Source organism: Pseudoalteromonas sp. APC 3250 (genome assembly GCF_030407915.1).
Lineage (GTDB): Bacteria > Pseudomonadota > Gammaproteobacteria > Enterobacterales > Alteromonadaceae > Pseudoalteromonas > Pseudoalteromonas tetraodonis.
Genome location: NZ_JASDCM010000024.1, coordinates 13,202 through 37,716, shown reverse-complemented (window position 1 = coordinate 37,716; position 24,515 = coordinate 13,202). Strand labels below are relative to the sequence as shown.

Here is a 24,515-nt window from a genome sequence, read left to right as displayed (position 1 = left end):
GCTTTTTTATTACTTATTAGTCTAATTATTTATCACTCATCACTTTACGAACAACCGGCTCAAGGCTTGCCATTCCCCACTGCTTTCCGGTTTCAATCGCAGACTCTATATCTGCACCTTGTTGATGAGCTGAAATAGCCATTAGCGCACCAACACGATTACTGCTCGCACAATGAACAACCACTGACTCACCTTTAAGTTCTTCTAAAAGGCTAGCTAATCGTTTTGCATTGTCGATGTTTACATCTTGTGCACCTGCAATCTCAATTGCGTGGTAATTCATTCCTAAAGAATTGACTAACGCGCCTTCATCCCAGTCTTGCTCATCTGCTGCACGTAAATTAATAACATGCTTAACATTAGCTTGTGACAGTTGCTTAAACTGCTCATCAGTCGGTTGCGCTGCTGAAAAAACTAAGTTGTTATGTGCTGCAAAGTTTTTAATATTAGCGTTATTTACCACATCTATAGCTACTGGCTGCTCGCCCGCTATCACTGCTGACACTGCAATGGCTGCAATAAATACACTTGTACAGAGTTGTTTGATTAATTTCATACTATCCCCTCAAAGTAACTCATTTTGATTTTTAAAAATGCGCTTTTAATTGCTCTATCTGCTCATGAGTATAAGGCACACTCGGAAACTTGCCCCATACCGGCGCAGGCCACGCAATATCTGTTTTAAAACGCGCGATATGATGAATATGTAGTTGTGGCACCATATTACCCAATGCGGCTACATTTAACTTATCAGGATTAAACACCTCCATTAACAAATGACTGAGTTTCGCTGACTCGTGTAAATAAGTAATTTGTTGCTGCTCGGTTAAATCAATAATCTCTTTTAAGCCCGCTATTCTGGGGACCAATACAAACCAAGGATATTGGCTGTCGTTTAATAGTAACACCTTACAAAGTGGCCAATCAGCCAGTTCAATACAATCTCTTTTCAGTTCAGGTGCTAAGGTAAATGATGTTTTGCTCATGTTAAAGTCCTTAGATTATTTTACCGCACACTTTATAGCATTTAGTTGCAGTTGCACACGCTTGTGCTTTACCATCGAGATAATTTTATGTAAGTAAAGGCAATCCTGTGTTAAAAAAACTAAAACACCTCTCACTGGCAATTCCCCTACTCGCGGGCGCATTAAGCGCAGAAGCTGAGCCGCTAACGCTTGATCGTATATTTGATGATCCGAGCTTAGCAGGCAAATCTCCGGTACAACTCAAGTTTTCGCCTGATGGTAGCCGGGTTACCTACTTACAAGGTAAAACCGATGACTATAACCGCTACGATTTATGGGAATATAATTTAAAAGATAATACCAACCGGTTGTTAGTTGATTCGGCGCAGTTATTTTCAGGCCCAGAAAATCTCTCCGATGAAGAAAAAGCACGCCGCGAACGCCAACGTATTTTTGGAAAAGGTATCCTTGAATATAAATGGTCAAAAGATGGGAAAGCACTGTTATTCCCTCTTAATGGCGATCTTTATTACTATGACTTAGATGCTAAAAATAGTAAAAAGCTGACTAACACAGACGCATTTGAAACCGATGCGCGTTTTTCTCCAAAAGGAAATTTCGTATCCTTTATCCGAGAGCAAAACCTATATGCACTAGAGCTGGCTTCAGGTAAAGAAATTCAGTTAAGTAAAGATGGCGGTGGCGTAATTAAAAACGGCATGGCCGAATTTGTGGCGCAAGAAGAAATGAGCCGTATGACCGGTTATTGGTGGGCAAATGATGAATCTAAAATCGCCTTTACTCGCGTTGATGAAAGCCCTGTTCAAGAAGCGATTCGTAACGAAATTTATGCTGATGAAGTAAAACTATTTAACCAGCGTTATCCATTTACTGGCACCAATAATGTTGACATTCAACTTGGGGTGGTAAATCTTAATGATCAAGCAGTTGACTGGATTGACTTAGGCGACGATAAAGATATTTATATTGCCCGCGCTAAGTGGCTAAACGACAGCAATACGCTCTCTTATCAATGGCAAAACCGCTCGCAACATAACTTAGAACTACGTTTTTACAACACTAAAACAAAACAACAAACCGTTGCTTTAACTGAAAAAAGTGATACCTGGATCAACTTGCATTTTGACCTTGAATTTTTAAAAGATAAAAAGCATTTTGTATGGGCCTCAGAGCGCGATGGATTTAAGCACCTTTATTTATATCGTAATAACGGCCAACTTATCCGCCAGATTACCGCAGGTGATTGGGTCGTAGATAGCCTAAAAGGGATAGATGAAAAAAATGGCGTTGTTTACTTTGCTGCACGTAAAGATACCCCGCTAGAGAGCCATTTATACAGTGCGTCTTTATTTAAAAAAGGGGGTATGAAGCGCATTACTGAAAAAGGCCAATACCATAATGTCGTTCTAGCTAAAGATAATAAAACTTTCATTGATAATAGCTCATCGGTTAATAAGCCAAATTCAGCTGCACTGCGCAAAATTAATGGTGAGTTTATTACGTGGCTTGAAGAGAATAAGCTTGATGACTCTCACCCACTTACCCCGTATCTAACTGATTTAGCCCAGCCCGAATACGGAACAATTACCGCTGAAGACGGCCAAATTATGCATTACCGTTTATTTAAACCAGCAAATATGGCAAAGGGTAAAAAGCATCCGGTTATTGTCAACGTTTACGGTGGTCCTCATGCTCAGCGAGTAACGAATAGCTGGCGCAGTAAAAATTTATATTTTCAATACATGGCGCAACAAGGTTATGTAATTTTTCAACTTGATAACCGAGGCTCTTACAATCGCGGTAAAAAGTTTGAAGATGCAATTTATAAGCACTTAGGCGTTGTAGAAGTGGCGGATCAAATCAAAGGCGTTGAGTTTTTACGTACTCTTGATTACGTAGACCCTGCTCGCATAGGTATATACGGCCACAGCTACGGTGGTTATATGGCGCTAATGACCATGTTTAAAGCAGGCGATTACTTCAGCGCGGGTGTATCTGGTGCTCCGGTTACCGACTGGGCTCTATACGACACCCATTATACTGAGCGCTATTTGGGTCACCCTGATACTAATGCCCAAGGCTATATCGACAGTGCGGTGTTCCCATACGCTGAAGGCTTAAAAGGCCCATTAATGATTTACCATGGTATGGCCGATGACAACGTATTATTTACCCATGCCACTAAATTGTTTAAACAGCTGCAAGATAACAATCAACAGTTTGAAATGATGACTTACCCGGGCTCAAAACATAGCCTTCGCGGTAAACAAGTTCAAACTCATTTACATCAAACTATTACAAACTTCTTTAACCGTAATTTTAATACAAAGTAACTAAAACTGGGTTAATTATTCGACTAAAGGCTGATATAAGTATCAGCCTTTTTTTATGCAAATAAGCTATATTGAAACGTCAACAAACAATAATTAAATTCATTATAAGCTCCCGTTAAGTAAAAGTTCGGCCTATCCTTTTTATTGTATTTACGCAAACTAGTTAACAAAGAGAGTATTAAAAATACAATATAAGGAAAATAAAACCGTATTAGCCTATATTTTAACTATGCTTATTTAAGAGAAATAATGCTCTAATACGGGAACATGCATATGCCAAACCTCCGTCGTTTTTCTATATTTCAACGTTTAGCCATTTTAGTAGGGATTGTAATTTTTGGTTTAATTGTATTGAGTATTTCGAGTTTAAGTAATCAATATAAATCGCTTAAAAATGAGCAATATCTAAAAACTAAAAATGTGGTGGAAACTGCTTATAGCATCATTACACACTACGCAGCGCTTGAACAAAGTCAAACACTCACTCGTGCACAAGCACAATCTCAAGCGATGGCCTCAATACGCTCATTGCGTTACGATGATACTAACTATTTTTGGATCAACAATTATCAGCCAGCCATGGTAATGCACCCAATTAAACCAGCCCTTGAAGGGAAAGATTTAACGAATAATAAAGACCCTGATGGCACCCCTTTGTTTGTTGAAATGGTTGATGTTGTTAAAAAATCCGGCGAAGGCTATGTGCCTTACAAGTGGCCAAAACCCGGCAGCGACAAACCCGTAGATAAAATTGCGTATGTAAAAGGCTTTAATCAATGGCAATGGATCATCGGCTCGGGCGTTTACCTTGATACCATAGACAACACCTTTTCGCAGCAACGTACTATTATCGTTATCAATGTAATGATTATGATCGTCGTTGTCGTACTTTTTAGCTACTTTATTGGTCGCAGTATTTTAACGCCGACTCGTTTAGCAGCAGAAATGATGAAAGATATATCTCAAGGTGAGGGGGATTTAACCCGTACTCTCAACGAAAATGGCAATGATGAAATATCTCAGCTTTCGAGATCATTTAATTTGTTTGTATCCAAAATTAGGGAGTCTTTGGTGCTGGTTGCCAAAAGCGCAAACGATGTAAACGAGCATGCCCATGCTGTAGATGATTCTAGCAAAACCAGCCAGTCGTTTATTGAGCTTCAAAACGACAGTAGCACCCAAGTAGTCGCGGCAATGGAGCAAATGACTCATCAAATTCATGATGTTAGCCGTAATGCCGAAGCTGCTGAGCAAGCCGCAAATGATGCTGCTAGTAATGCATCAACGGGTAAAAATGTAGTGTCGAAAACCATTACCGCCATTGAAACCCTCTCTAGTAATATAGAAACCGTGAGCAAAGTGACCGCCGACCTTGCTCAAGAGAGTAATAATATTGGCTCGGTACTTGATGTTATTAGAAGCATTGCTGAACAAACCAATCTGTTAGCGCTAAACGCAGCTATTGAAGCAGCAAGAGCAGGTGAACATGGAAGAGGCTTTGCAGTTGTAGCCGACGAAGTAAGAACACTTGCCAGCCGGACAGGTAAAAGCACTGATGAGATTCAAGCTATGATAGCTAAGCTGCAAGAAGGGGCTAAAGCTGCAGTTGAAGCGGTAAAATCTAGCCAAGAGATTTCTATTTCTACGGTTGAACAAGCCTCTTCAGCTAATGAATCACTTGATGAAATAGACAGGCTGGTATCGGTGATCACCGATATGAACGGCCAAATTGCTCGCGCCACAGAGCAGCAAACATCAGCCGCAGACGAGGTGAATTTAAGAATTAACGATTTATCACAATCTACTGAGCAATCATTGGGTAACACCAAAGATTTAACTCGCGCTAGCGACAAACTCAAACAAAGCAGTGTTGAGTTATCAAGCGTGGTATCGCGCTTTAAGCTTAGTTAACCTTAACTCCGGGTAATAAATATCTTCCACCAATTAAAAAGCCCTGATTTTCAGGGCTTTTTAGGATTATTTATAGAAAATTATAAACAATAGCGGGCAAATAAACTGCTAACTGCCGCTGCAGTTGGTTTACCATGTTGCCAGTCGCCGCCTTCAACGCCACTACCAGCAATATCCATATGTACATAAGGAAGTGGTAAAGTAGATTCACTGCCATGCTTATCTAATCCACCTACCACAGCTAAAAATGCCATAGGGAATTGATGGCCGCGCGCTGTGACAGCAGAAGCCACATTATTACTAGAAAGCACATCGTCAGCTAAAGTGCGTGGTTTTATAAAATCATAATCTTCACGGCGTGAACGCGACACTTCAGCACCGTCAGCCCATAAATCACCACAATCGGCTAATTGGCGTGAAATATTAGCACTACGCGCGGGCCCATTCTCAACATATGCGCCATAAGGCCCCATCGCGCGCGCAGCGTGCCCTGTTAAGGTTGCCACTGTAAACAACGTTGGATTTATTTCATTTTTAGCTAAATCTTTCATTTCACTAAGTAAATCCCCCATAGCTAAACGCCCTTCGGCATCGGTATTACCAATACGTACTCGCACACCTTCACGGCTAGTAATTATTTCATCAGGGACAAAACAATCTGAACCAATGGAGTTACGTACAACCGCTAAAAAGGCAATCACTTTAACCCCTTTAGGCTGATAATCGGCTACTGCTTTCATAAATCCAGCAACCGAGGCCGCACCGCCTTTATCGCGGCTCATGCCCGCCATAAAACCACCGACTTTTAAATCTGCACCGCCCGTGTCATAGACTAAACCTTTACCAACAAACATCAGTGTTCGGGTTACTTCGCCCTCAGGCACGTATTCAAGTTTAACAACGCGTGGATGATGGCGCTCTACCGCATACGATGCGCGAGCAACGGTACTTAGCATGGGGTAATGCTTATCAATGGCAGCTAAATCATCAATCACATCAACGCTCACCGCACTGTTTTCAAATAACTCAGTACAATAATCAGCAAAACGTGGGGGGGCCATGCGTTCAGGCTCGGTGCCACATAAATCACGTGCGGCATATTGCCCCGCAGCTAACGCATTGACTGCTTTGATTGTTTGCTCATTGGCATCAATTAAGCCTATTTGAGTAATAGGTTCAATACCTTGACCATGAAACTCACGCGCTTCTAGGGGTTGCCATAATGCTTGGCATGCGCCTAAGTAAGCCACTTCAAGAGCATGTTGATAACGGCTATCCGTATTTAAAGCGGGTAAATAAATAGCAGGGTTAACACTACCTGATGCTTTTGCCTCATTAATGGCTAATTTGGCTGCATCAAAATAACGACGAACGTCGTCATAATCTCTGTTTAAAGGGCCTGTTGGCGCTAACACGACACGTTTACCGGCAATCACTAACAAGGTGACTTGATTGCCTATGCGAGAGTCTACTTGGGCTTGGTCTAAAATTGCATCACGCAGTGGCGTATTTGGTAAATGAGAAAAGTCGTTGCTGATAATAATAAGTGCATCATGCGATGTACAATCTAGGCTTGCACTTACCGGCTTAGCCAGTACTGCTTTTGGATATGCCATAAAAAAGGATCCTGTTAGAAAACGTAGTCCCTATTATTATTTATTTAGCAATTTATAACCAGTGAACTGCGATAACCTGCATATTTACTGGCAACTTGGAGTTACACGTTTTACACATTTAAAATACTGAGCTGTAAATTATGCTCTGGTTGATTTTTAATACCCACGCCAATTCCTAATAAGCGCACCGGTTGTTGTAATCCACGTTGATAGGCTTTGGCGAGTAACTCTTTAAAAATAGCCGTGTTTAATTGATGCGCAGCTTGATCTGCTGAGGTCACTACAAAATTAGCAAATTTAACTTTAACACTTAATTTATTAATTTTATGTTGTAGTTGCTGTTTATTTAATCGAACCACGAGTTCATCTAACAGTTGCGGTAATTGTTCAAGGCATTCATCTAGGCTGTTTTTGTTGTATTCATAAGTATGTTCCACACTCAATGACTTACGTACCCGCTCGGTGGAAACGCGCCCTATATGCTCACCCATGCACTTTTGATATAACGACACACCAAAATTACCCACATGCTGTTGCATCCAATTAGCCCCTTTTTCGCGCACATCTTGCCCCGTGTATAACCCTTTTAAATTAAGCTTTTCTAGAGTTACTTTACCCACCCCTGGAATTTTACCTAATGGCAATTGGGCTAAAAACGAGTCAACCTGCTCAGGCAATACTACAAATTGGCCATTGGGCTTATTTTCATCACTAGCAATTTTGGCTATAAATTTAATTGGGGCAATCCCTGCAGATGCAGTCAGTCCTGTGGTATTAAAAATATCGGTACGAATTTGCTCAGCAATTAACGTTGCACTACCTTTAAAAGCAGTACTATGGCTCACATCTAAATATGCTTCATCAAGCGAAAGAGGTTCTACAAGGTCAGTATAGCGGTTAAAAATGGCGCGGATCTGTGTCGATACTTGTTTATAAACAGCCATTCTGCCAGGCACAATAACTAAGTCAGGGCAAAGCTGTTTGGCATGATAGTTAGACATAGCAGAGCGCACCCCATACTCTCTAGCAATATAGTTAGCGGTAGAGATCACTCCACGGCGACTATTTCCGCCAATTGCCAGCGGTACGCTTGCAAGCTTAGGATTGTCGCGCATTTCTACGGCCGCATGGTAAAACTACAGGGTAAAAAGTGTAAGTTTATGGAACTTAAAAACTCAAGCTATTGAATTTAAAATATTTTTAAATTTAAATAAGCTTACAGTATTCACTTACATTAATTTCAGATAAAAACTTACAATTATATCGTAGTTTAGCGTCTAAATTAATTGAAAAGGAATATGTACTAAGTAAGCCATCAATAAGACTTAGTAGTATCTTTATGCAAAATACAGTCATATGTCTCTTGCTGTAAGTAGCTACTCAATCCCTGATCCTATTAAATATTTAGTAATATTGAAACTTAGCGCTATGTGTTGCACAAGACCAGTATAGTTATATGACTGTTCTTACAGCATAAAGAAATGCCTAGAGTTATTAGCTTTGGGGGAACTTAGATACGACTAACTGGACTTCCCCTACTTTAGTGCGAAAACATCCTCATTTTATCAATAGCATCTAGTATAACTTATTGCCAACTATAAATATTGGACTTACTAAAGCTTGTTTAAACATGTGTAAATAGGAAAATTTTCTCTTACTAATAGTTAGCTTATTACAGCTAACCATGACTTATCGTTCACAGCCTAACTTCGCAAAAGTGTCAATTTCAGTCATTCAGGTATAACTCGCTTCTGCCCCATTACGCGTTAACGTAAATACTCTAATGGCAGCTGTGGGGCGAACAACGGACCTTGCTGTTAACCTCAAGGAAGCAAATCTATTCCAAACTGCTTCAGCAATAAAGAAAACAGCCAAAAGCAAATTACAGTTATTAATGAGCTGATGAGTAACGATAGCCAAAAACTGTAGCGCTGCATCAGCATGGGGAAAAGTAAAAACATGGGCAATGTGGGAAGTACATACCAAAAGGTGTACCAAGCGTGATTGGCTATTTTCTCTGACGGCTGCTTTTCAACATATAACCAAATCATGGCTAAAATTGTGACTGTCGGTAAGGCCACTATTAGTGCGCCTAGTTTATCATTTCGTTTTGCTAGCTCTGATGCCGCGACAATGACCGTAGCGGTGATCAAATACTTAGTTATTAGCCAACCCATATAATGTCCTTAAATGAAAAAACCGATTGCCTATCGGTTTTTGTTGTGACAATATAGCCAACGAATTAAATAGAGTAAAGTGTTATGCAGTTAGGTGAACTAGAAAAGTTAGTGCTTCAACATTTCTGGAATGTGAAAGAAGCGGATGCAAAGCAAGTACATAAAGTACTGGGGTTAGCTCGTGGTAATTCGTTAAATACTATCCAAAGTACGCTTGATAGGTTATTTAAAAAAGAATTACTTAAACGCACTAAACAAGGCCATGCGTATTGTTATTCAGCCAGAGTAGATCGTGAAGGCTTAATTGCTCAACTTATTTCAAATGTAACCAGTGACTTTGTTGATGATGGTGAAAATAGCTTAATTGCTGCGTTCAGTTCTGCTTCGGCACAGCTTAATGACGAACAACTCGATACATTAGAAAAAATGATCGAGAAACAACGCCAGCTTAGAAAGGAGCGGGCTTAATTATGTTAGTTGGAGATATGGCAATCGTTCTAAATTTGCTCAGTGTTTCAGTGCTTGCATTTGTGATAGGTATTGCAACTGTTGCTGTCGTATCTCGTTTTGTGTTGTTCAGACTCGAACAAGTCAGTTTTAATAGTCAAAAGTTTATATTGTGGTCACTAGTGAGTGCACCTTGGTGGATAGCCTTTTCTTGTATTAGTTACTTTATGCCTTACTCGTTAGGGTTTGATAAAGTTTTTAACATAAGCTGGTTCGAAGATTTTGCCCATTGGCACCATATCGATATTTTTAGCTTTTCAAGTTGGCACGCGTTAACCTTACTTTTAGCACTAATCTATTTAGCTTGGCGCGTAACTAAGACTACCTTTGCTAGAACCAAACAGTCCATCGCATTATCGAGTTTACTAAGCTTTACTGATGCACAAGATGCTAGGACGACTAATGGCAATCAATATTTATTGATGCCTGTTAAAGTGCCTGTTGCCTTTACTACAGGTTTTATATCTCCCAAGATATATGTATCAACCGGACTACAAACCCAAGTTAGCGATGAACAACTTAATATCATCGTTAATCATGAACTGGCTCATGTAACGGCAAGAGACCCGTTATTTAAAGTGCTTTTCACGGCACTTGCCAGCTTCTATCCGTCACGTATAAAACAAACCCTAATCGAGCAATATGTCTTAATGACGGAAAAGATGGCCGACAATGAGGTCACAAAAGAATACGACCACCTTGATATCGCACAGACATTAATTGATGTCGCTAGACTTCAAAAAGCACTTCCTACGGATTGCGATCAGGCGTCTGTTAGCTACTTCGGACATGATTACACGAGTCTTCGTGTTGAAGGTTTATTAAATCCAATTAATAAACCGTCACTTACTACTTTCATCATTACTCTAGCATTATTGGCAACTATGCCAGTACTAGCGGCATCCACTGTCGATAGTTTTCATCACTTTATCGAAACTTTTTTCATCCATTAATTAAGGATATGGAATGAGATTTAATCTTTATAAAAGCAACAGAAAAAAACCGACTGGCAATCGGTTTTTGGCTGTTGGTCTATTTTTAACAACGGGGGCTGGTTTAGTAACATCAACTCCCTTTTTGGCTAATGCGCAAATCCAGCAGCAATCACAGTCATCACATCAGGTTATAAATTTAAGCAAGGCTGTGACCATGACTCTACAAAGTCATCCTGAATTAAAAGCCTTGATAGCTCAAGAAGCCTTGTGGCAAGGTAATATCGAGCAAGCTGGAATTGGAGAGCGTCCTCAAATAGGTTTAATGATTGAAGATGCGTTAGGGACTGGTGAGCATAGTGCATTAAAAAGTATGCAATCAACGCTCACCTACTCTTGGTTGCTTCAACAAGATCAAATTGATGGCAGAGTTAATGCGGCAAAAAGCCAAGCAAGTGCAGTAATAGTCGAGCAAAAAATAAAAGCCCTCGATTTATCTGCGATTGTTGCTAAGCAGTTTGTTGAAATCTTGATAAAACAAGAGCGCCTGAAACTCAATAAATTAGCGGTATCTCAGGCACAGGAAGTGGTTGACGCTATTGCCAAAAGAGTAAAAGCAGGCAAAAGTTCTAATGTCGAAATGCGCTTGGCTCAAGCTGAGTTGGTTCGAAGAAATCTCGCTGTCGAAGATTTAGAGCACGAATTAAAAGCCAGCCATTATCAACTGTCATCCTTATGGGGTAAGCCTCAGGCAGAGCTTAAGTTAACGGGGAATTTAGTGCTTAAGCCGGAAATTCCATCTGTAGAAAGCCAGCTAAACAAGCTTAAGCAAATCCCGCAAATACAGCAGTTTGCTGATGAACAACGTATCGCCCAGTCTCAAATGGAACTCGCACGTATTGAAGCCAAACCTCAGTGGCAATTCACTGCTGGACTAAGACGATATGAAACGACCGATGATTTTGGTTTAGTGGCGGGTGTCTCTATTCCTTGGGGAAGTGAAAATAGAAATGCAGGAACAATAGCTGCCTTACTCGCAAAACAAGATGTTCTGGCAAGTCAGCAACAAGCGTTAATGCAGAAACTTGATGCACAGCTTTATGTGCTATTGCAAGAAATGGCGCATTCCCACCATGTCATTGAAACGATTCAAGCTGAAATTATTCCTGTACTAGAAACCGCATTGACTGAAGCAAGTCAGGCATTTGATATCGGCAAACTTAGCTACAACCAGTGGAGTGATATCCGTAGAGAGCTACTCAGCGCCCAAAATCAGTTACTTGATTCTTATCAATCTTTGCACTTACAACATATTGAAATTCAACGCCTAACTGGCGTGTCCGTTAGTGATAGCGAGTAGAACCGTGAGCAAACTTATGAAAAATAAAAATATCCTGTCGTCATTGAGTTTGGCGATACTTATCTCATTAACAGGCGTCGTCGCACCTAATGCTATTGCGGCATCATCACCTGCGGCTGAGCAAGCTGAACCAGAGAAAGGTCCACACCGTGGGCGCATGTTACGAGAAGGTGATTTTGCAATTGAACTCTCTATTTTTGAAACAGGCGTGCCGCCAGAATTTCGTGTTTGGGCAACAAATGAAGGGCAACCTATTGACCCAGCGAAAGTTAGTTTAAACGTAAAGTTAATCCGTCTAGGCGATGGCACTGATGATATTAACTTCAATGCCCAAGGTGACTTTCTTCGCGGTGATATGGTGATTTATGAGCCTCACTCTTTTGTCGTTGCCATTGAAGCAACTTATCAGGGTAAAAAGTACAATTGGCGATATGACAACTTCGAGGGTCGCACCACAATTGAACAGGCAGTTGCCGATGCAATGGAAATCAACACTGAAATTGCAGGCCCTGCGACAATTCATCAAACCATTCCTGCTTATGGAAAATTAAGTTTACCTGTGGGCGCTAAGCGAAACATTGCAGCGCGTTTTGATGGTGAAATCACCAAATTACACGTCAATTTCGGTGAAATCGTTAAAAAAGGGCAAACGCTATTCACAGTAGAAAGTAATGAAAGTCTTAAGCCCTACGTTATTAAAGCGCCCATTAATGGTGTTATTACCCAGTTATTCGCAAACGCGGGTGAGCAAACCAATGGTAAAACCTTACTCACCATTACCAATTTTAATCGCCATATTGCCAAATTAGCGGTTTATCCTTCGGATTATTCCAAGGTTAAACTGGAAACGCCAGTTACGTTAAACATTGAAGGTCATAAGAACCCCCTTGTAGGTGAGGTGTCATTTATTGAGCCAAGCGTGAGAGATGATCAAGCAAGAATGGTTTGGGTTGAATTAGCAGATGCTGAACTTGCAGAAGGAAACTTCGTTAAAGCAAATATTGAAGTAGCAACAATCGATGTGCCGCTTGCTGTTAAGCGTGTTGGTTTGCAAAGTTTTAGAGATTTCACCGTTGTCTATGCCAAAGTCGGTAAACAATACGAAGTCCGTATGCTTGAGCTTGGAAGAGCCGGAGGTGAATGGATTGAAGTTCTAGGTGGATTAAAAGCAGGTACAGAATACGTGGCTGATAATAGCTACATCTTAAAAGCCGACATTGAAAAGTCTGGCGCATCACATGATCATTAGGAGCGTATAAATGTTGGAATCAATTTTACGCTTTTCAATAAAGCGCAAATTCCTTGTGATGGTGATGGTACTTGCTGTTTCAGGGCTTGGTATCTGGAACTTTACCAAACTACCCATTGATGCTGTACCAGATATCACCAATGTTCAAGTAATGATCAATACTGAGGCGGCTGGTTTTACACCTTTGGAAGTTGAGCAAAGAGTAACCTTTCCGTTAGAAACTGCGTTATCAGGTTTACCGGGCTTAACCTATACGCGTTCGGTTTCTCGCTACGGTTTATCGCAAGTGGTAGCGATATTTAGCGATGATACGGATATCTATTTTGCCCGTCAGCTAGTCAATGAACGTTTGTCTGCGGCACGAGCTGAGTTGCCTCAAAGCTTAGAGCCTCAACTTGGGCCAATAGCTACAGGTCTTGGTGAAATCTTTATGTTCACGGTTGATGCTGAGCCTGATGCAACACATGCTGATGGCACGCCTATTACACCAATGGATTTACGAACCGTACATGACTGGACCATAAGACCACAGTTAATGCGTGTACCCGGTGTTGTAGAGGTGAACCCTATAGGCGGATTTGAACGGGAGGTTTTAGTCGCCTTTAAACCTGAAAAGCTACTTGCTTTTGGACTATCACAAGCCGATGTGGTTAATGCCATCGCACAAAACAATCAAAATCAAGGCGCAGGCTTTATAGAGCAAAATGGCGCACAGTGGTTATTAAGGCTGCCCGGTCAGGTTACTGATATGACTGCCATTGGTAATATTCCGCTTAAGTCGCTTGATGGTTCATCAATTTATATAAAAGACGTAGCCGATATTGAAAACGGTAAAGGGCTAAGAACTGGTGCTGCTACACAAAATGGTCGTGAAGTGGTGATGAGTACGGTGTTCATGCTTATTGGCGAAAACAGCCGCACCGTTGCCCATGCCGTGGGAGAAAAGCTCAAAGAAATTAACGCCACTTTACCAGAAGGGATTGTCGCAACCGCTGTTTATGACCGCACTAAATTAGTTGATAAAACCTTAAAAACCGTACAGCTCAACCTAATTGAAGGGGCCATTTTGGTTATTGTTGTGCTCTTTGTACTACTAGGCAATTTCAGGGCTGCATTTTTAACCGCATTAGTGATCCCATTTGCCATGTTGATGACAGTAACAGGTATGGTGCATACAAGGGTGAGTGCAAACTTGATGAGTTTGGGGGCGTTAGATTTTGGTTTGTTAGTCGATGGTGCCATTATTATCGTAGAAAATTGTCTCCGCAGGCTAAGTCAGGCTGGAAATAACCCGTTATCGCTAAAAGAACGCTTAGAGTTAGTGTTCGAAGCAACAAGAGAAGTGATACGTCCCGCATTATTTGGTGTATTTATTATCACCGTAGTTTATCTGCCTATCTTCGCTCTTGAAGGCGTAGAAGGTAAGATGTTCCATCCAATGGCGATCACTGTAGTTATTGCATTACTGAGTGCTATGTTGCTTTCGGTAACCTTCGTACCAGCAATGGTTGCCTTACTATTTAAAAAGCCAGTAAAAGAAAAGCACAGTCCACTTATTCGTGGCGCTGCGGTCCTTTATAAACCTGCTTTGAAATGGGTATTGAAAGCACGTTGGTTAGTGATAATTGCGGCATCACTTTTAGTTATATTTTCTGGCTATCAAGCGACTAAGTTAGGTAGTGAATTTGCGCCTAATCTGGATGAAGGTGATATTGCCATGCACGCCTTACGTATTCCCGGTACGTCACTATCTCAGGCTGTAGCACTTCAGGAATCGTTAGAAGATAAAATTAAGCAAATGCCAGAAGTTGAACGTGTCTTTGCTAAGATAGGCACGGCAGATGTGGCAACCGATGCGGTTCCACCAAGTGTTGCAGATAACTTTATTATCTTAAAGCCTCGTGAATTATGGCCTAATCCAGACAAAACTAAAGCACAAATCGTAGAAGAATTGGCCGCACTTGTTGAGCCGATTCCGGGCAACCGCTATGAGTTCTTACAGCCCATTCAAATGCGTTTTAATGAGCTATTAGCTGGGGTTAGAGCCGAGCTTGCCATTAAAGTATTTGGTGATGATTTTGAAACTTTAACCGCATTAGGTGATGAGATAGAAGGTGCTATTTCGCAAGTTGATAACATTGCAGACATTCAAGTCGAGCAAACAACGGGATTACCACTGCTTAACTTAGTACCAAAGCGTGAAAAATTGATGCAGTTTGGTATTAGTATTAGCCAAGTGCAATCTCAAGTGGCAACTGCGATGGGTGGTACTGTCGCAGGTAAGTTTTATCAAGGCGATGTGCGCTCTGATATTGTAGTACGCCTAGCAGAATCAAAACGAAATAATATTGATGAACTTCCTTATTTACCGATTATGTTGGCTGACGGTCATTCAGTGCCACTGCAAGAACTTGTTGAAATTGAGCTTGTATCTGGTGCTAACCAAATTAACCGCGAAAATGGTAAGCGTAGGGTTGTGGTTACTGCCAATGTTCGCGGAAGAGATTTAGGAAGTTTTGTTGCGGATATCCAAACTGCAATTAATGAAAGTGTTGAAATTCCGGCTGGTTACTGGGTGGAATATGGCGGCACCTACCAAAAACTGCAATCCGCTTCTGAGCGACTGAGTATTGTTGTACCAGTCACCTTAATTATGATTGTCGGATTGTTGATACTAGCGCTTAGCTCATTTAAAGATGCAATGATCATCTTCACAGGTGTTCCATTAGCATTAACAGGTGGTATAGCTGCTCTATTGTTACGTGATATTCCGTTCTCAATTTCGGCAGCCGTTGGTTTTATTGCCTTATCGGGCATAGCAATTCTAAATGGACTGGTTATGGTGTCGTTCATTAGAGAGTTACGTAAAAATGGATTGGCACTTGATAAAGCAATATTTGACGGTGCACTTACTCGACTTCGCCCTGTATTAACAACCGCCTTGGTCGCATCATTAGGTTTTATTCCGATGGCTTTAAATACAGGGATTGGCTCAGAGGTTCAGCGACCTCTCGCAACAGTAGTCATTGGTGGCATTATTTCGTCAACGATTTTGACTCTGTTTGTCATTCCTGCCTTATACAGAATTTTACACAAAGAAAAGGAGTCTATTTTGACTGATGTTGAAGTATTGGAGTCTCAAGATGCCAAATAATATGATTAAAGCGTTAACCTATTTGGCAGTTGCGTTGCTGGCACTTGTTAGCATTGAAGCCTTTGCTCACGGTGTTGATGATAAAACCAGAGCGTTTTTGGAACAGAATACAGGTGTTCAGTTTATTCCATTCCTATACATAGGCGCTAAACATATGATAACGGGATATGACCACTTATTGTTTTTAGTGGGTGTTATCTTCTTTTTATATCGTAGCCGTGACGTACTGTTGTACGTCACCATGTTTACTATTGGACATAGTACAACTCTGTTATTTGGTGTGTTAAGTGACATACAGGTCAACGCTTATTTAATTGATGCCATTATCGGTTTTTCCGTAATTTACAAGGGCTTCGATAATCTAGGTGGCTTTAAGCGTTGTTTTAATTGGCAGCCTAATACCCAATGGGCGGTGCTGATTTTTGGTCTATTTCATGGCTTTGGTTTAGCTACCAAATTACAAGAATTTAGCCTAGCTGATGAAGGTCTTATTACCAACCTGATTGCCTTTAACTTAGGTGTTGAACTTGGTCAATTTGCTGCGCTCGCACTTATTTTGATCATGATAAATGCATGGAGAAAACTGCCGTCATTTCAACGTTTTTCGACAGTCACGAATACTGCACTAATGAGTGCTGGTGTGATGTTGATGGGCTTACAACTTACTGGTTACTTTACTATTTAATCGATTTTTAACTTATAGAAATACAGAAATAAAAGAGAATTTTATGCAACATACAGTTAGTACCAAAACACTCGTTAAAGCGAGTATTTCAGCAGTCGTTGTCGCGGCTATTGCACTGGTTACCTTTATCTTACCAGCAGAGTACAACATCGATCCGACAGGTATTGGCAACAAGTTAGGTTTAACAGCACTTGCACAAGCGGCTGAAATGGAAACAACGTCATTAGAGACAACTAAAGGCACGGATGAGTTTCAAACAATAGAAGTGACAGTCCCTGCGGGACGCGGCATCGAATATAAATTTTATATGAAGCAGCATGAAAAAATGACTTATGAATGGTTAACCGATGGTGCTCCATTGTACTTCGATTTACATGGTGAGCCTGAAGGTGACACAACGGGATATTTTGAAAGCTATGCTATTGCTACAACTAATGAAATGAAAGGCAGTTATACCACCCCATTTGCAGGCTCTCATGGTTGGTACTGGCAAAACAAATCAGATAAACCAGTGTCAGTACAGCTACTGGTTAAAGGGCAATACGAAGTTATTGGCCTTAAACAATAACGAATTTAACTTTACGAATTTCATACCAAATGGAGACTAAAATGAACAAACTAATATCAATCGTTGCGCTTTGTGGTGCCTTGCTAACTAGTAATGTACAGGCACATGGAGATCATGGTGTCATCAGCGGTCAGAAAGCTGTTATCATCGCTGCAACACATATTCAAAAAATGACGTTTAAAGACGCTGGTTTTGAAGTCGGTAAGTTAGATGAGTCATGGAAAAATATTGATAAGTCGCAACTTTCGATTGCTAGCGTTGAAGACAATTTCTATGTAGTTAGTGCATCTAATGCTAGCAACGAAGATAAGCTTTACTTCCAAATTGCAAAAAACGGTCAAGTTATATCGGTTAAAGATAAAAACGACTTTTAACAAAATAAGAAGGCACCTTTTGATAGAAGCAAGAGGTGCCTTTGTTTTGTACCAAGTCCGCTTTTGGCATAGAACCACTGGTCGGCTTTAACTCATTTCTGTCCAAAAACGAGTTTACCCGACCCTCCGCTTTTCGCTCAAATAAGACCCCGAAAAATGGCTCATATAGCTATCTAGGCCAACGCTTTCAAAAACAGAAGTATATTTCCGATAACTACCTTTGAATTCCTATAAACGGAAGTTTGCTTCCGAAATATAGCAATATTGGGTTAGAAACCGGAAGTTTACTTCCGTTTTGTACTTTAAGTTTATAAACCGGTGTTTAATGAAAGCTGGGAAGTCTAGAGGTACAAGCAAACATTGGGTTATTAAATTTAATAATTAGCTTTTAGCTAAATTTAGAAAAACTTTAAAGCTGGTAGTTTGATTATTTGAACTGACCTCTATATTTCCACCGTTTGCTTGCGCTAGAGCTTTAACTATTGCAAGCCCTAAACCAGCTCCATCGCTGTGTCGTTGGCGCGATTTATCGGGTCGATAAAAGCGGTCAAATAAATAAGGTAAATGCTCAGAAGGTATTCTCTCCCCAGTATTAATCACTGAAATACATATTTTATCAGCGGTAAATATTTCACTATTTACTGTGATTGATGAGCCTTTTGGGGCATACCTTATTGCATTGGATAGGAGGTTTGATAATAATTGGCGAAAGTGTAATTTGTCACAATAAAAACAAAGGTTTTGACCTTTTTTCTTAAATGTAATCAATGAGTCTTCAGCCAAAGCATCAAAGTACTCAAATAATGCTTCAATTTCATCATGGCTTTTTAGAGTATTTTGAACGGGTTTAACCAGTCCATTCTGAGTTTTTGCAAGCCAAAGCATATCACTAACCATCTTAGTTAGTCGTTCCAGCTCTTCTAGATTAGAAAACAATAATTCTTGATACTCTAACAACTGTCTTTTTTTAGATAAACCAACCTGTGTTTGAGTGATTATATTTGTTAGTGGAGTACGTAACTCATGCGCAATATCACTAGAGAAATTTGATAAACGAATAAATTCACCTTGGAGCCTGTCGAGCATCGAGTTAAACGACTGCACCATATTAACAAGCTCAATAGGCACTTTATTTTCATCAAGCCTTACATCCATCTTATTAGTTTGGATGTCATGCATTTTCTGACTCAAACCTCGTAAAGGGTTCAATCCTTGATGTATAGCAAACCAAGCCACCAATAAAATGAGTACCGCAGAGCCAAACATAATAGCCCAAAGACTTTGTTGAAATTGATTGAGAAAGTGTAAATGAAAGCTCATGTCTATCGCTGTAGTAATTTTGTATTGCTGTTGCCCAGTACTTAAATTACTCACCAGAGCTCGGTAGGTGTGGGTATCATTTTGCCATGAGGTAATGTTGTTACGGTTAAAGCCAGCTGAAGCATTAGCACTCATTACAAAATCACTAAAATCTCGTTCAGAACTTTGAAAAATGAGCTCTCCTTTTGCGGTATTTACCTGATAGTAAACACCGTGATGACCCGCTACAGCGTTAGATAATTCATTTTTAAGTTTCAGGTTTGATTTATACTGTTGTCTTAAAACTAATTCAATAGATTGATTAATAACATGCAGTTCACTACTATCTTGCTGGAAAAAATGATGTTTTATCGAACTATTTATTAAGGTGGCAACTAAAGTTAAGCACGCAATAACGGTTACAGCGACAAACAACACAACACGCATCGTAAGTGATAAAGGCCGTGACTTAATAGCCATCAGTTTCAACCTCTAATTTATAGCCCATACCACGAACCGTATGAATTAATTTAACAGTAAAGTCATCATCAACTTTTGCTCTTAGCCTACGAATGGCAACATCAATCACATTGGTGTCGCTATCAAAATTCATATCCCATACTTGAGAAGCAATTAACGAACGTGGCAGTACTTCACCTTCGCGCCGTAACAATAGTTCAAGTAAGCTAAACTCTTTATTACTCAATAAAATACGCTTGCCTGCACGTTGTATTTTTCGCTTTGGAATATCCATTTCTAAATCAGCAACTATCAGTATATCGTCAACTGTTTGTACTACACCACGGCGAATAAGAGTGCGTACTCTTGCTAAAACTTCAGCAAAAGCAAAAGGCTTTATTAAATAGTCATCAGCACCAAGTTCGAGCCCCTTTACTCTATCGTCTATACTATCGCGAGCAGATAAAAATAGTACTGGGGTTTTGTTATCTGCTTCACGTAGCGACTGTAAAATTTTCCAACCGGATACGTCAGGTAACATGACATCAAGTATTATTACATCAAATAAGTCGGTCATTGCTAGGTGATGACCGTCAAGTCCATTGCGCGCCAAAGAAACCTGAAAACCAGCTTCACTTAGCCCCTGTTTTAAATAATCTCCTGTCTTTGATTCATCTTCAACAACTAATAAGCGCATACAATTCCTTCATTAAAGTCCTAACAACTACCTCTGCAAATATTATGCAGTATCTGTCACTACAGCAACATGACACCAACATTACAACTTTGTAATGTTCGCGTCATGTTTAAGACAGGTCTATTTTCTATACTCAATACATATTCTGGTATGAAGGAGTAAGGAAATGGGGTTTAAAAAGTCATCACAACAGGTTAGCACACCACGAAGACGATTTGTTCAAGGCTTAATTGCAGGAGGTGTACTTGCTGCTTTTCCGAGTGTATTACATGCTGCATCATCTTTAGTAACAGGAACAATAACAGGCACTGTGCCCGAACTTAGCGGCAAAGTAATTGATCTGGTTATAGATGAATCGCCGGTTAACTTTACTGGCGTAGTACGTATGGCGACAACTATCAATGGCTCTATACCCGCCCCTACCTTGCGCCTCAAAGAAGGCGATGACGTTACTATTAGAGTAACAAATAAGTTATCAGTACCGAGTTCAATTCATTGGCATGGCATTATTTTACCGTACCAAATGGATGGCGTACCTGGTATCAGTTTTAAAGGCATTATGCCTGGCGAAACCTTTGTTTATAAATTTAAATTACAACAAAGCGGTACATATTGGTATCACTCACATAGTGGCTTTCAAGAAATGACTGGCATGTACGGTGCATTAATTATTGAACCGCGAGAAAAAGATATTATTAGTGCAGATAACGAGCATGTTATTCAATTATCTGATTGGACTGATGATGACCCAATGGCGCTGTTCCGCAAATTAAAAATACAGAGTGATGTATTTAACTTCAATCAGCCCACTGTTCCAGAATTTTTTGATGACGTTTCAAATAGCGGTGTTTCGAATGCTTTGCAACGCCGCAAAATGTGGAATCAAATGAGAATGAATCCTACAGATTTAGCTGACTTATCTGCATCAGCAATGACCTTTTTAATGAACGGTAGTACGCCAATGTCAAATTGGCGAGGAATGTTTAAAGTTGGAGAAAAAGTAAGACTTAGGTTTATTAATGGCTCAAGCAATACTTTTTTTGACGTTCGTATTCCAGAACTAAAACTAACAGTTGTACAAGCTGATGGGCAAAACGTTGAACCAGTGACAGTTGATGAATTTAGATTCGGCCCTGGTGAGACCTACGACGTAATTGTTGAGCCTAAAAATGATGCCTATACGATTTTTGCTCAAAGTATGGATCGCTCTGGTTACGCAAAAGGAACTTTATCAAGCTCGCCTAATATTGATGCGCCAGTACCTGCACTTGACCCTGTTGAATGGTTAACGATGACCGATATGATGGGCAATATGACCCACGGCGGTGAGCATTCTGCAATGGCAGGTATGGCTGGCATGTCAGGTATGAACTCTAAAGAAATGGATCATAGCGCTATGGATCACGGTCCAATGGCGATGGATCATAGCAAACATGGTATGTCTGAAAACCCATTAGCGGTTGCCAGCTCTAAAGTGCGTCATGCAAAAACGGAGTATGGAGCTTCAGTTGATATGCGCGTTGATATGCCGAGAACAAATCTTGATGATCCTGGTATTGGTTTACGTAAAAATGGTCGTCGTGTTTTAACACTTGCAGATTTACACTCACTTGAAGGGATCACTAACCAGCAAGAGCCAGAAGCTGAAATTGAGCTGCATTTAACCGGAAATATGGAACGTTATAGCTGGTCATTTGATGGCTTAGAATTTGGTAAAAGCACGCCAGTGCATATGAAGCATAACCAACGTTTAAGAGTTATTTTACAAAACGATACCATGATGACGCACCCTATGCATTTGCATGGTATGTGGAGTGATTTAGAAAACGAGCAAGGTGATGTGCAAGTGCGACGTCATACGATACCTGTTCAACCCGCACAAAGAATCAGCTTTTTAACCACCCCTCACGATGTAGGTCGCTGGGCTTGGCATTGCCATTTATTATTCCATATGGATGCCGGTATGTTTAGAGAGGTAGTCGTATCATGAAACAATTAAAACTATCTAAATCATTAGGTTTATTAATGTTAACAGGGGCTTCATTAATTAGTTTCCCTTTATTAGCGCAAAGTGAAATGGCACAAATGAATAGCGCTAAGATGCAACCACAAGGAGGAAGTGCACCTAAAGATGCAAGAGACCCCCATGCTTACTCTGCGGGAACAACTTTAACAGAAGGCCCATATGCGCTTGAGGGCAATGAGCGATTAACACTCGCTGATGAGCATCCATTTTACGCATTACTAGGCGATCGTCTTGAATATAACGAGCAAGCAAACGCAGGTGTATTTGACTTACAAGCATGGTACGGCACTACCTTTGATCGATTGGTAATTAAAACCGAGGGTGATTTCAGCGAAGGAAGTATTGAAGAAAACCAAACCGATATTTTATGGGGTCACGCCGTATCAGCATATTGGGATACTCAAGCAGGTGTTCGTCTTGATTACAATAAAGAAGGTGAAAATCGGCAATGGTTAGCTTTTGGCTTACAAGGTTTAGCCCCTTATTGGTTTGAACTTGATATGACAGCATACGTAGGTGAGCGAGGCAATACCGCATTTACGTTAGAGGCAGAGTACGAACTATTACTCACGCAAAAGCTAATTATACAACCGCGAGCCGAAATTACACTTTATGGCAAAAACGATAAACAAAACGAACTTGGAAGTGGCCTATCAAGCAGCGCGATTGGCTTTAGGGTTCGTTATGAATTTACACGCCAGTTTGCGCCCTATATTGGCGTTGAATGGAGCAATAAATTTGGCAATACCGCCGACTATGCCACATCAAGTGGACAAAGTAACAACAACACCGCATTTGTTGCGGGTATTAAATTTTGGTTTTAATCATTTTAAATAAGAGGTAATTATGAAGTTTTTTAATTCTGCAGTAGCCATTTTAGGTTTAGTGCTTACATTTTCCGCATCAGCGCATATATCACTCAAGCAATCAACACCTGCGCAAGAAGCCATGTTAATGAAAAGCCCAGAGCAACTTTCGTTAACTTTTGGTGGTGAAGTAAGGCTAGCAAAAGTCATCATCAAAGATGAAAAAAATAAATCAATAAACTTTGATTTCAAACCCAGCGCCACCCCAAGCACAGACTTTAATTGGTCATTACCGAGCCTAGCCCAAGGCACTTACACGGTTAAATGGACAGCACTGGGTGGTGATGGACATAAAATGACCGACACGTTTAGATTTATGGTACACAAAAGTGAATCGCATAAGATGATGCAAGAACAATCTAATACCCACAGCAAACATAATCATTAAGTAGCAACATAATGCAATTAAGTGAATGGTCAGTACTCTTATTATTATTAAAACTAGCAAGCTATATAGCAATTGCAGGGCTTGCGGGCACTTTATTAATGCGCTTTATGTGTGGCAACAGCAATGTTGCAGGGCATCAGGTAATTAGCTTTTATCAGTTCTTAAAACGTTGGCAAATTACGTGTGTAGTTACAGGTAGTATTGCTGCACTTTTACAAGTACCAATAGAAGCTGGAGCAATGGCTGAATCAGGCTTTATGGGAATGTTTGACCCCTTTATGCTTGAAATTGTTTGGCAATCAGTCATAGGTGACCAAGCAACGTTTAGAATACCAGCGCTTATTATTGCTCTAATTAGCGCATGTATGTGGAGTGTGGAATCAGATGATAACGTAGCAGGTTATAAAAACGGTGCCGTTATACTAATCATGCTTGGGTTTATCGCTTATAGCTTCACTTTTACTGGGCACAGTGCAAATGAAAATGGGTTAGTGAAAAGTATTTTAACCTTTCACCTTATTGCCATTGCGAGCTGGTTAGGGTCATTGTGGCCGCTTTACAAAAGCTGCACTTTACTACCTACCAGTGAAGTAAAGCGGTTAATGCATTACTTTGGTCAACTCGCTATTGTTATTGTATTTGTACTACTTATTTCGGGCTTAACTCTGCTCCTGCAGTACCTAGAGTCATTTTCTGCGTTGTTTACATCAAATTATGGGCAACTAATTTTATTAAAGCTGTTACTCGTCAGCGCGATGCTGTTACTAGGTGCATGGCATAAGCTTTTTTTAGTCCCGCAAATCACTCAACAACACCATATAAGTATATTAAAACGCTCGATCACTGTTGAAATATTAATTGCCCTATTTGTACTTATTACAACAAGTGTATTTACAACACTTGTTGGTCCGCCTATTTAACGATTAAT

20 protein-coding genes and 1 pseudogene are annotated in these 24,515 nt (G+C 40.3%); 14 read left to right on the top strand and 7 right to left on the bottom strand.

Annotation, left to right across the window (positions count from 1 at the left end; all coding sequences use genetic code 11):
• Nucleotides 1-25 precede the first annotated feature (25 nt).
• Both QL986_RS17570 and QL986_RS17565 read right to left on the bottom strand, forming a co-directional pair.
• On the bottom strand, nucleotides 26-556 hold the full coding sequence (locus tag QL986_RS17570; RefSeq protein ID WP_215521986.1) for a hypothetical protein: 531 nt from the start codon (nucleotides 554-556) through the stop codon (nucleotides 26-28).
• A gap of 31 nt (nucleotides 557-587) precedes the next feature.
• Nucleotides 588-986, bottom strand: coding sequence for an HIT family protein (locus tag QL986_RS17565; protein ID WP_064664261.1), 399 nt, complete (start codon nucleotides 984-986; stop codon nucleotides 588-590).
• Between the two features lie 107 nt (nucleotides 987-1,093).
• Here QL986_RS17565 and QL986_RS17560 point away from each other — a divergent pair, with 107 nt between their 5' ends.
• Together QL986_RS17560 and QL986_RS17555 are read left to right on the top strand one after the other, a co-directional pair.
• A complete protein-coding gene (locus tag QL986_RS17560) occupies nucleotides 1,094-3,319 on the top strand; it encodes a DPP IV N-terminal domain-containing protein (protein WP_290191763.1) in 2,226 nt (741 codons plus the stop codon).
• Nucleotides 3,320-3,592: 273 nt separating this feature from the next.
• Nucleotides 3,593-5,230 (top strand): methyl-accepting chemotaxis protein, encoded by a 1,638-nt coding sequence (locus QL986_RS17555; RefSeq protein ID WP_138686740.1) that lies wholly within the window; start codon nucleotides 3,593-3,595, stop codon nucleotides 5,228-5,230.
• An 80-nt stretch (nucleotides 5,231-5,310) separates the two neighbouring features.
• On the opposite strand, the gene QL986_RS17550 is transcribed toward QL986_RS17555, so the two are convergent.
• From QL986_RS17550 to QL986_RS17540, 3 genes and pseudogenes are all read right to left on the bottom strand, one after another.
• Nucleotides 5,311-6,846: a leucyl aminopeptidase family protein gene (locus tag QL986_RS17550; protein ID WP_024601549.1), complete on the bottom strand. Its 1,536-nt coding sequence runs from the start codon at nucleotides 6,844-6,846 to the stop codon at nucleotides 5,311-5,313.
• Nucleotides 6,847-6,956: 110 nt separating this feature from the next.
• Nucleotides 6,957-7,988, bottom strand: a pseudogene (gene dinB, locus QL986_RS17545) (DNA polymerase IV).
• 681 nt (nucleotides 7,989-8,669) lie between these two features.
• The gene (locus QL986_RS17540; protein ID WP_028834937.1) at nucleotides 8,670-9,023 is read right to left on the bottom strand and encodes a DUF3147 family protein; all 354 of its coding nucleotides are present in this window, start codon (nucleotides 9,021-9,023) and stop codon (nucleotides 8,670-8,672) included.
• An 84-nt stretch (nucleotides 9,024-9,107) separates the two neighbouring features.
• Between QL986_RS17540 and QL986_RS17535 the strand changes: the two genes are divergently transcribed.
• Genes QL986_RS17535 through QL986_RS17500 form a run of 8 tightly spaced genes read left to right on the top strand, consistent with a single transcriptional unit; the run spans nucleotide 9,108 to nucleotide 17,852 of the window.
• On the top strand, nucleotides 9,108-9,491 hold the full coding sequence (locus QL986_RS17535; RefSeq protein ID WP_028834938.1) for a BlaI/MecI/CopY family transcriptional regulator: 384 nt from the start codon (nucleotides 9,108-9,110) through the stop codon (nucleotides 9,489-9,491).
• 17 nt (nucleotides 9,492-9,508) lie between these two features.
• A complete protein-coding gene (locus QL986_RS17530; RefSeq protein ID WP_231485805.1) occupies nucleotides 9,509-10,483 on the top strand; it encodes a M56 family metallopeptidase in 975 nt (324 codons plus the stop codon).
• Between the two features lie 13 nt (nucleotides 10,484-10,496).
• Nucleotides 10,497-11,822 (top strand): TolC family protein, encoded by a 1,326-nt coding sequence (locus QL986_RS17525; RefSeq protein ID WP_028834940.1) that lies wholly within the window; start codon nucleotides 10,497-10,499, stop codon nucleotides 11,820-11,822.
• A 16-nt stretch (nucleotides 11,823-11,838) separates the two neighbouring features.
• Complete coding sequence (locus tag QL986_RS17520) at nucleotides 11,839-13,071, top strand: HlyD family efflux transporter periplasmic adaptor subunit (RefSeq protein WP_028834941.1); 1,233 nt, start codon at nucleotides 11,839-11,841, stop codon at nucleotides 13,069-13,071.
• Nucleotides 13,072-13,081: 10 nt separating this feature from the next.
• Nucleotides 13,082-16,225 (top strand): CusA/CzcA family heavy metal efflux RND transporter, encoded by a 3,144-nt coding sequence (locus QL986_RS17515; RefSeq protein ID WP_028834942.1) that lies wholly within the window; start codon nucleotides 13,082-13,084, stop codon nucleotides 16,223-16,225.
• Nucleotides 16,215-16,910: a HupE/UreJ family protein gene (locus QL986_RS17510; RefSeq protein WP_028834943.1), complete on the top strand. Its 696-nt coding sequence runs from the start codon at nucleotides 16,215-16,217 to the stop codon at nucleotides 16,908-16,910. Before QL986_RS17515 ends, QL986_RS17510 begins: the two co-directional genes overlap by 11 nt.
• A 43-nt stretch (nucleotides 16,911-16,953) precedes the next feature.
• Nucleotides 16,954-17,478, top strand: coding sequence for a hypothetical protein (locus QL986_RS17505; RefSeq protein ID WP_028834944.1), 525 nt, complete (start codon nucleotides 16,954-16,956; stop codon nucleotides 17,476-17,478).
• A gap of 41 nt (nucleotides 17,479-17,519) precedes the next feature.
• Nucleotides 17,520-17,852 (top strand): DUF6488 family protein, encoded by a 333-nt coding sequence (locus QL986_RS17500; RefSeq protein ID WP_028834945.1) that lies wholly within the window; start codon nucleotides 17,520-17,522, stop codon nucleotides 17,850-17,852.
• Nucleotides 17,853-18,233: 381 nt separating this feature from the next.
• Here the strand turns inward: QL986_RS17500 and QL986_RS17495 are convergent, their stop codons facing one another.
• Entirely contained in the window at nucleotides 18,234-19,631 is a 1,398-nt protein-coding gene (locus QL986_RS17495) for a heavy metal sensor histidine kinase (protein ID WP_024601570.1), read from the bottom strand.
• Nucleotides 19,621-20,307, bottom strand: a complete 687-nt coding sequence (locus QL986_RS17490; RefSeq protein ID WP_004588805.1) for a heavy metal response regulator transcription factor — start codon at nucleotides 20,305-20,307, stop codon at nucleotides 19,621-19,623. Before QL986_RS17490 ends, QL986_RS17495 begins: the two co-directional genes overlap by 11 nt.
• A 166-nt stretch (nucleotides 20,308-20,473) precedes the next feature.
• Here QL986_RS17490 and QL986_RS17485 point away from each other — a divergent pair, with 166 nt between their 5' ends.
• Genes QL986_RS17485 through QL986_RS17470 form a run of 4 tightly spaced genes read left to right on the top strand, consistent with a single transcriptional unit; the run spans nucleotide 20,474 to nucleotide 24,507 of the window.
• Complete coding sequence (locus QL986_RS17485; protein ID WP_024601571.1) at nucleotides 20,474-22,297, top strand: copper resistance system multicopper oxidase; 1,824 nt, start codon at nucleotides 20,474-20,476, stop codon at nucleotides 22,295-22,297.
• A complete protein-coding gene (locus QL986_RS17480; RefSeq protein ID WP_008109922.1) occupies nucleotides 22,294-23,157 on the top strand; it encodes a copper resistance protein B in 864 nt (287 codons plus the stop codon). The genes QL986_RS17485 and QL986_RS17480 overlap by 4 nt, the downstream gene beginning before the upstream one ends.
• Nucleotides 23,158-23,179: 22 nt before the next feature.
• Entirely contained in the window at nucleotides 23,180-23,587 is a 408-nt protein-coding gene (locus QL986_RS17475) for a copper resistance CopC family protein (RefSeq protein ID WP_008109924.1), read from the top strand.
• Nucleotides 23,588-23,598: 11 nt separating this feature from the next.
• A complete protein-coding gene (locus QL986_RS17470; protein WP_008109926.1) occupies nucleotides 23,599-24,507 on the top strand; it encodes a CopD family protein in 909 nt (302 codons plus the stop codon).
• Nucleotides 24,508-24,515 lie beyond the last annotated feature (8 nt).

Bases quoted from the DNA above. Each gene is read 5' to 3' on its own strand.
- QL986_RS17495 (WP_024601570.1), bottom strand. From the start codon at position 19,631: ATGGCTATTAAGTCACGGCCTTTATCACTTACGATGCGTGTTGTGTTG.
- QL986_RS17565 (WP_064664261.1), bottom strand. From the start codon at position 986: ATGAGCAAAACATCATTTACCTTAGCACCTGAACTGAAAAGAGATTGT.
- QL986_RS17515 (WP_028834942.1), top strand. From the start codon at position 13,082: ATGTTGGAATCAATTTTACGCTTTTCAATAAAGCGCAAATTCCTTGTG.
- QL986_RS17475 (WP_008109924.1), top strand. From the start codon at position 23,180: ATGAAGTTTTTTAATTCTGCAGTAGCCATTTTAGGTTTAGTGCTTACA.
- QL986_RS17480 (WP_008109922.1), top strand. From the start codon at position 22,294: ATGAAACAATTAAAACTATCTAAATCATTAGGTTTATTAATGTTAACA.
- QL986_RS17540 (WP_028834937.1), bottom strand. From the start codon at position 9,023: ATGGGTTGGCTAATAACTAAGTATTTGATCACCGCTACGGTCATTGTC.
- QL986_RS17520 (WP_028834941.1), top strand. From the start codon at position 11,839: ATGAAAAATAAAAATATCCTGTCGTCATTGAGTTTGGCGATACTTATC.
- QL986_RS17555 (WP_138686740.1), top strand. From the start codon at position 3,593: ATGCCAAACCTCCGTCGTTTTTCTATATTTCAACGTTTAGCCATTTTA.
- QL986_RS17490 (WP_004588805.1), bottom strand. From the start codon at position 20,307: ATGCGCTTATTAGTTGTTGAAGATGAATCAAAGACAGGAGATTATTTA.
- QL986_RS17530 (WP_231485805.1), top strand. From the start codon at position 9,509: ATGGCAATCGTTCTAAATTTGCTCAGTGTTTCAGTGCTTGCATTTGTG.
- QL986_RS17510 (WP_028834943.1), top strand. From the start codon at position 16,215: ATGCCAAATAATATGATTAAAGCGTTAACCTATTTGGCAGTTGCGTTG.
- QL986_RS17505 (WP_028834944.1), top strand. From the start codon at position 16,954: ATGCAACATACAGTTAGTACCAAAACACTCGTTAAAGCGAGTATTTCA.
- QL986_RS17550 (WP_024601549.1), bottom strand. From the start codon at position 6,846: ATGGCATATCCAAAAGCAGTACTGGCTAAGCCGGTAAGTGCAAGCCTA.
- QL986_RS17485 (WP_024601571.1), top strand. From the start codon at position 20,474: ATGGGGTTTAAAAAGTCATCACAACAGGTTAGCACACCACGAAGACGA.
- QL986_RS17470 (WP_008109926.1), top strand. From the start codon at position 23,599: ATGCAATTAAGTGAATGGTCAGTACTCTTATTATTATTAAAACTAGCA.
- QL986_RS17525 (WP_028834940.1), top strand. From the start codon at position 10,497: ATGAGATTTAATCTTTATAAAAGCAACAGAAAAAAACCGACTGGCAAT.
- QL986_RS17535 (WP_028834938.1), top strand. From the start codon at position 9,108: ATGCAGTTAGGTGAACTAGAAAAGTTAGTGCTTCAACATTTCTGGAAT.
- QL986_RS17570 (WP_215521986.1), bottom strand. From the start codon at position 556: ATGAAATTAATCAAACAACTCTGTACAAGTGTATTTATTGCAGCCATT.
- QL986_RS17500 (WP_028834945.1), top strand. From the start codon at position 17,520: ATGAACAAACTAATATCAATCGTTGCGCTTTGTGGTGCCTTGCTAACT.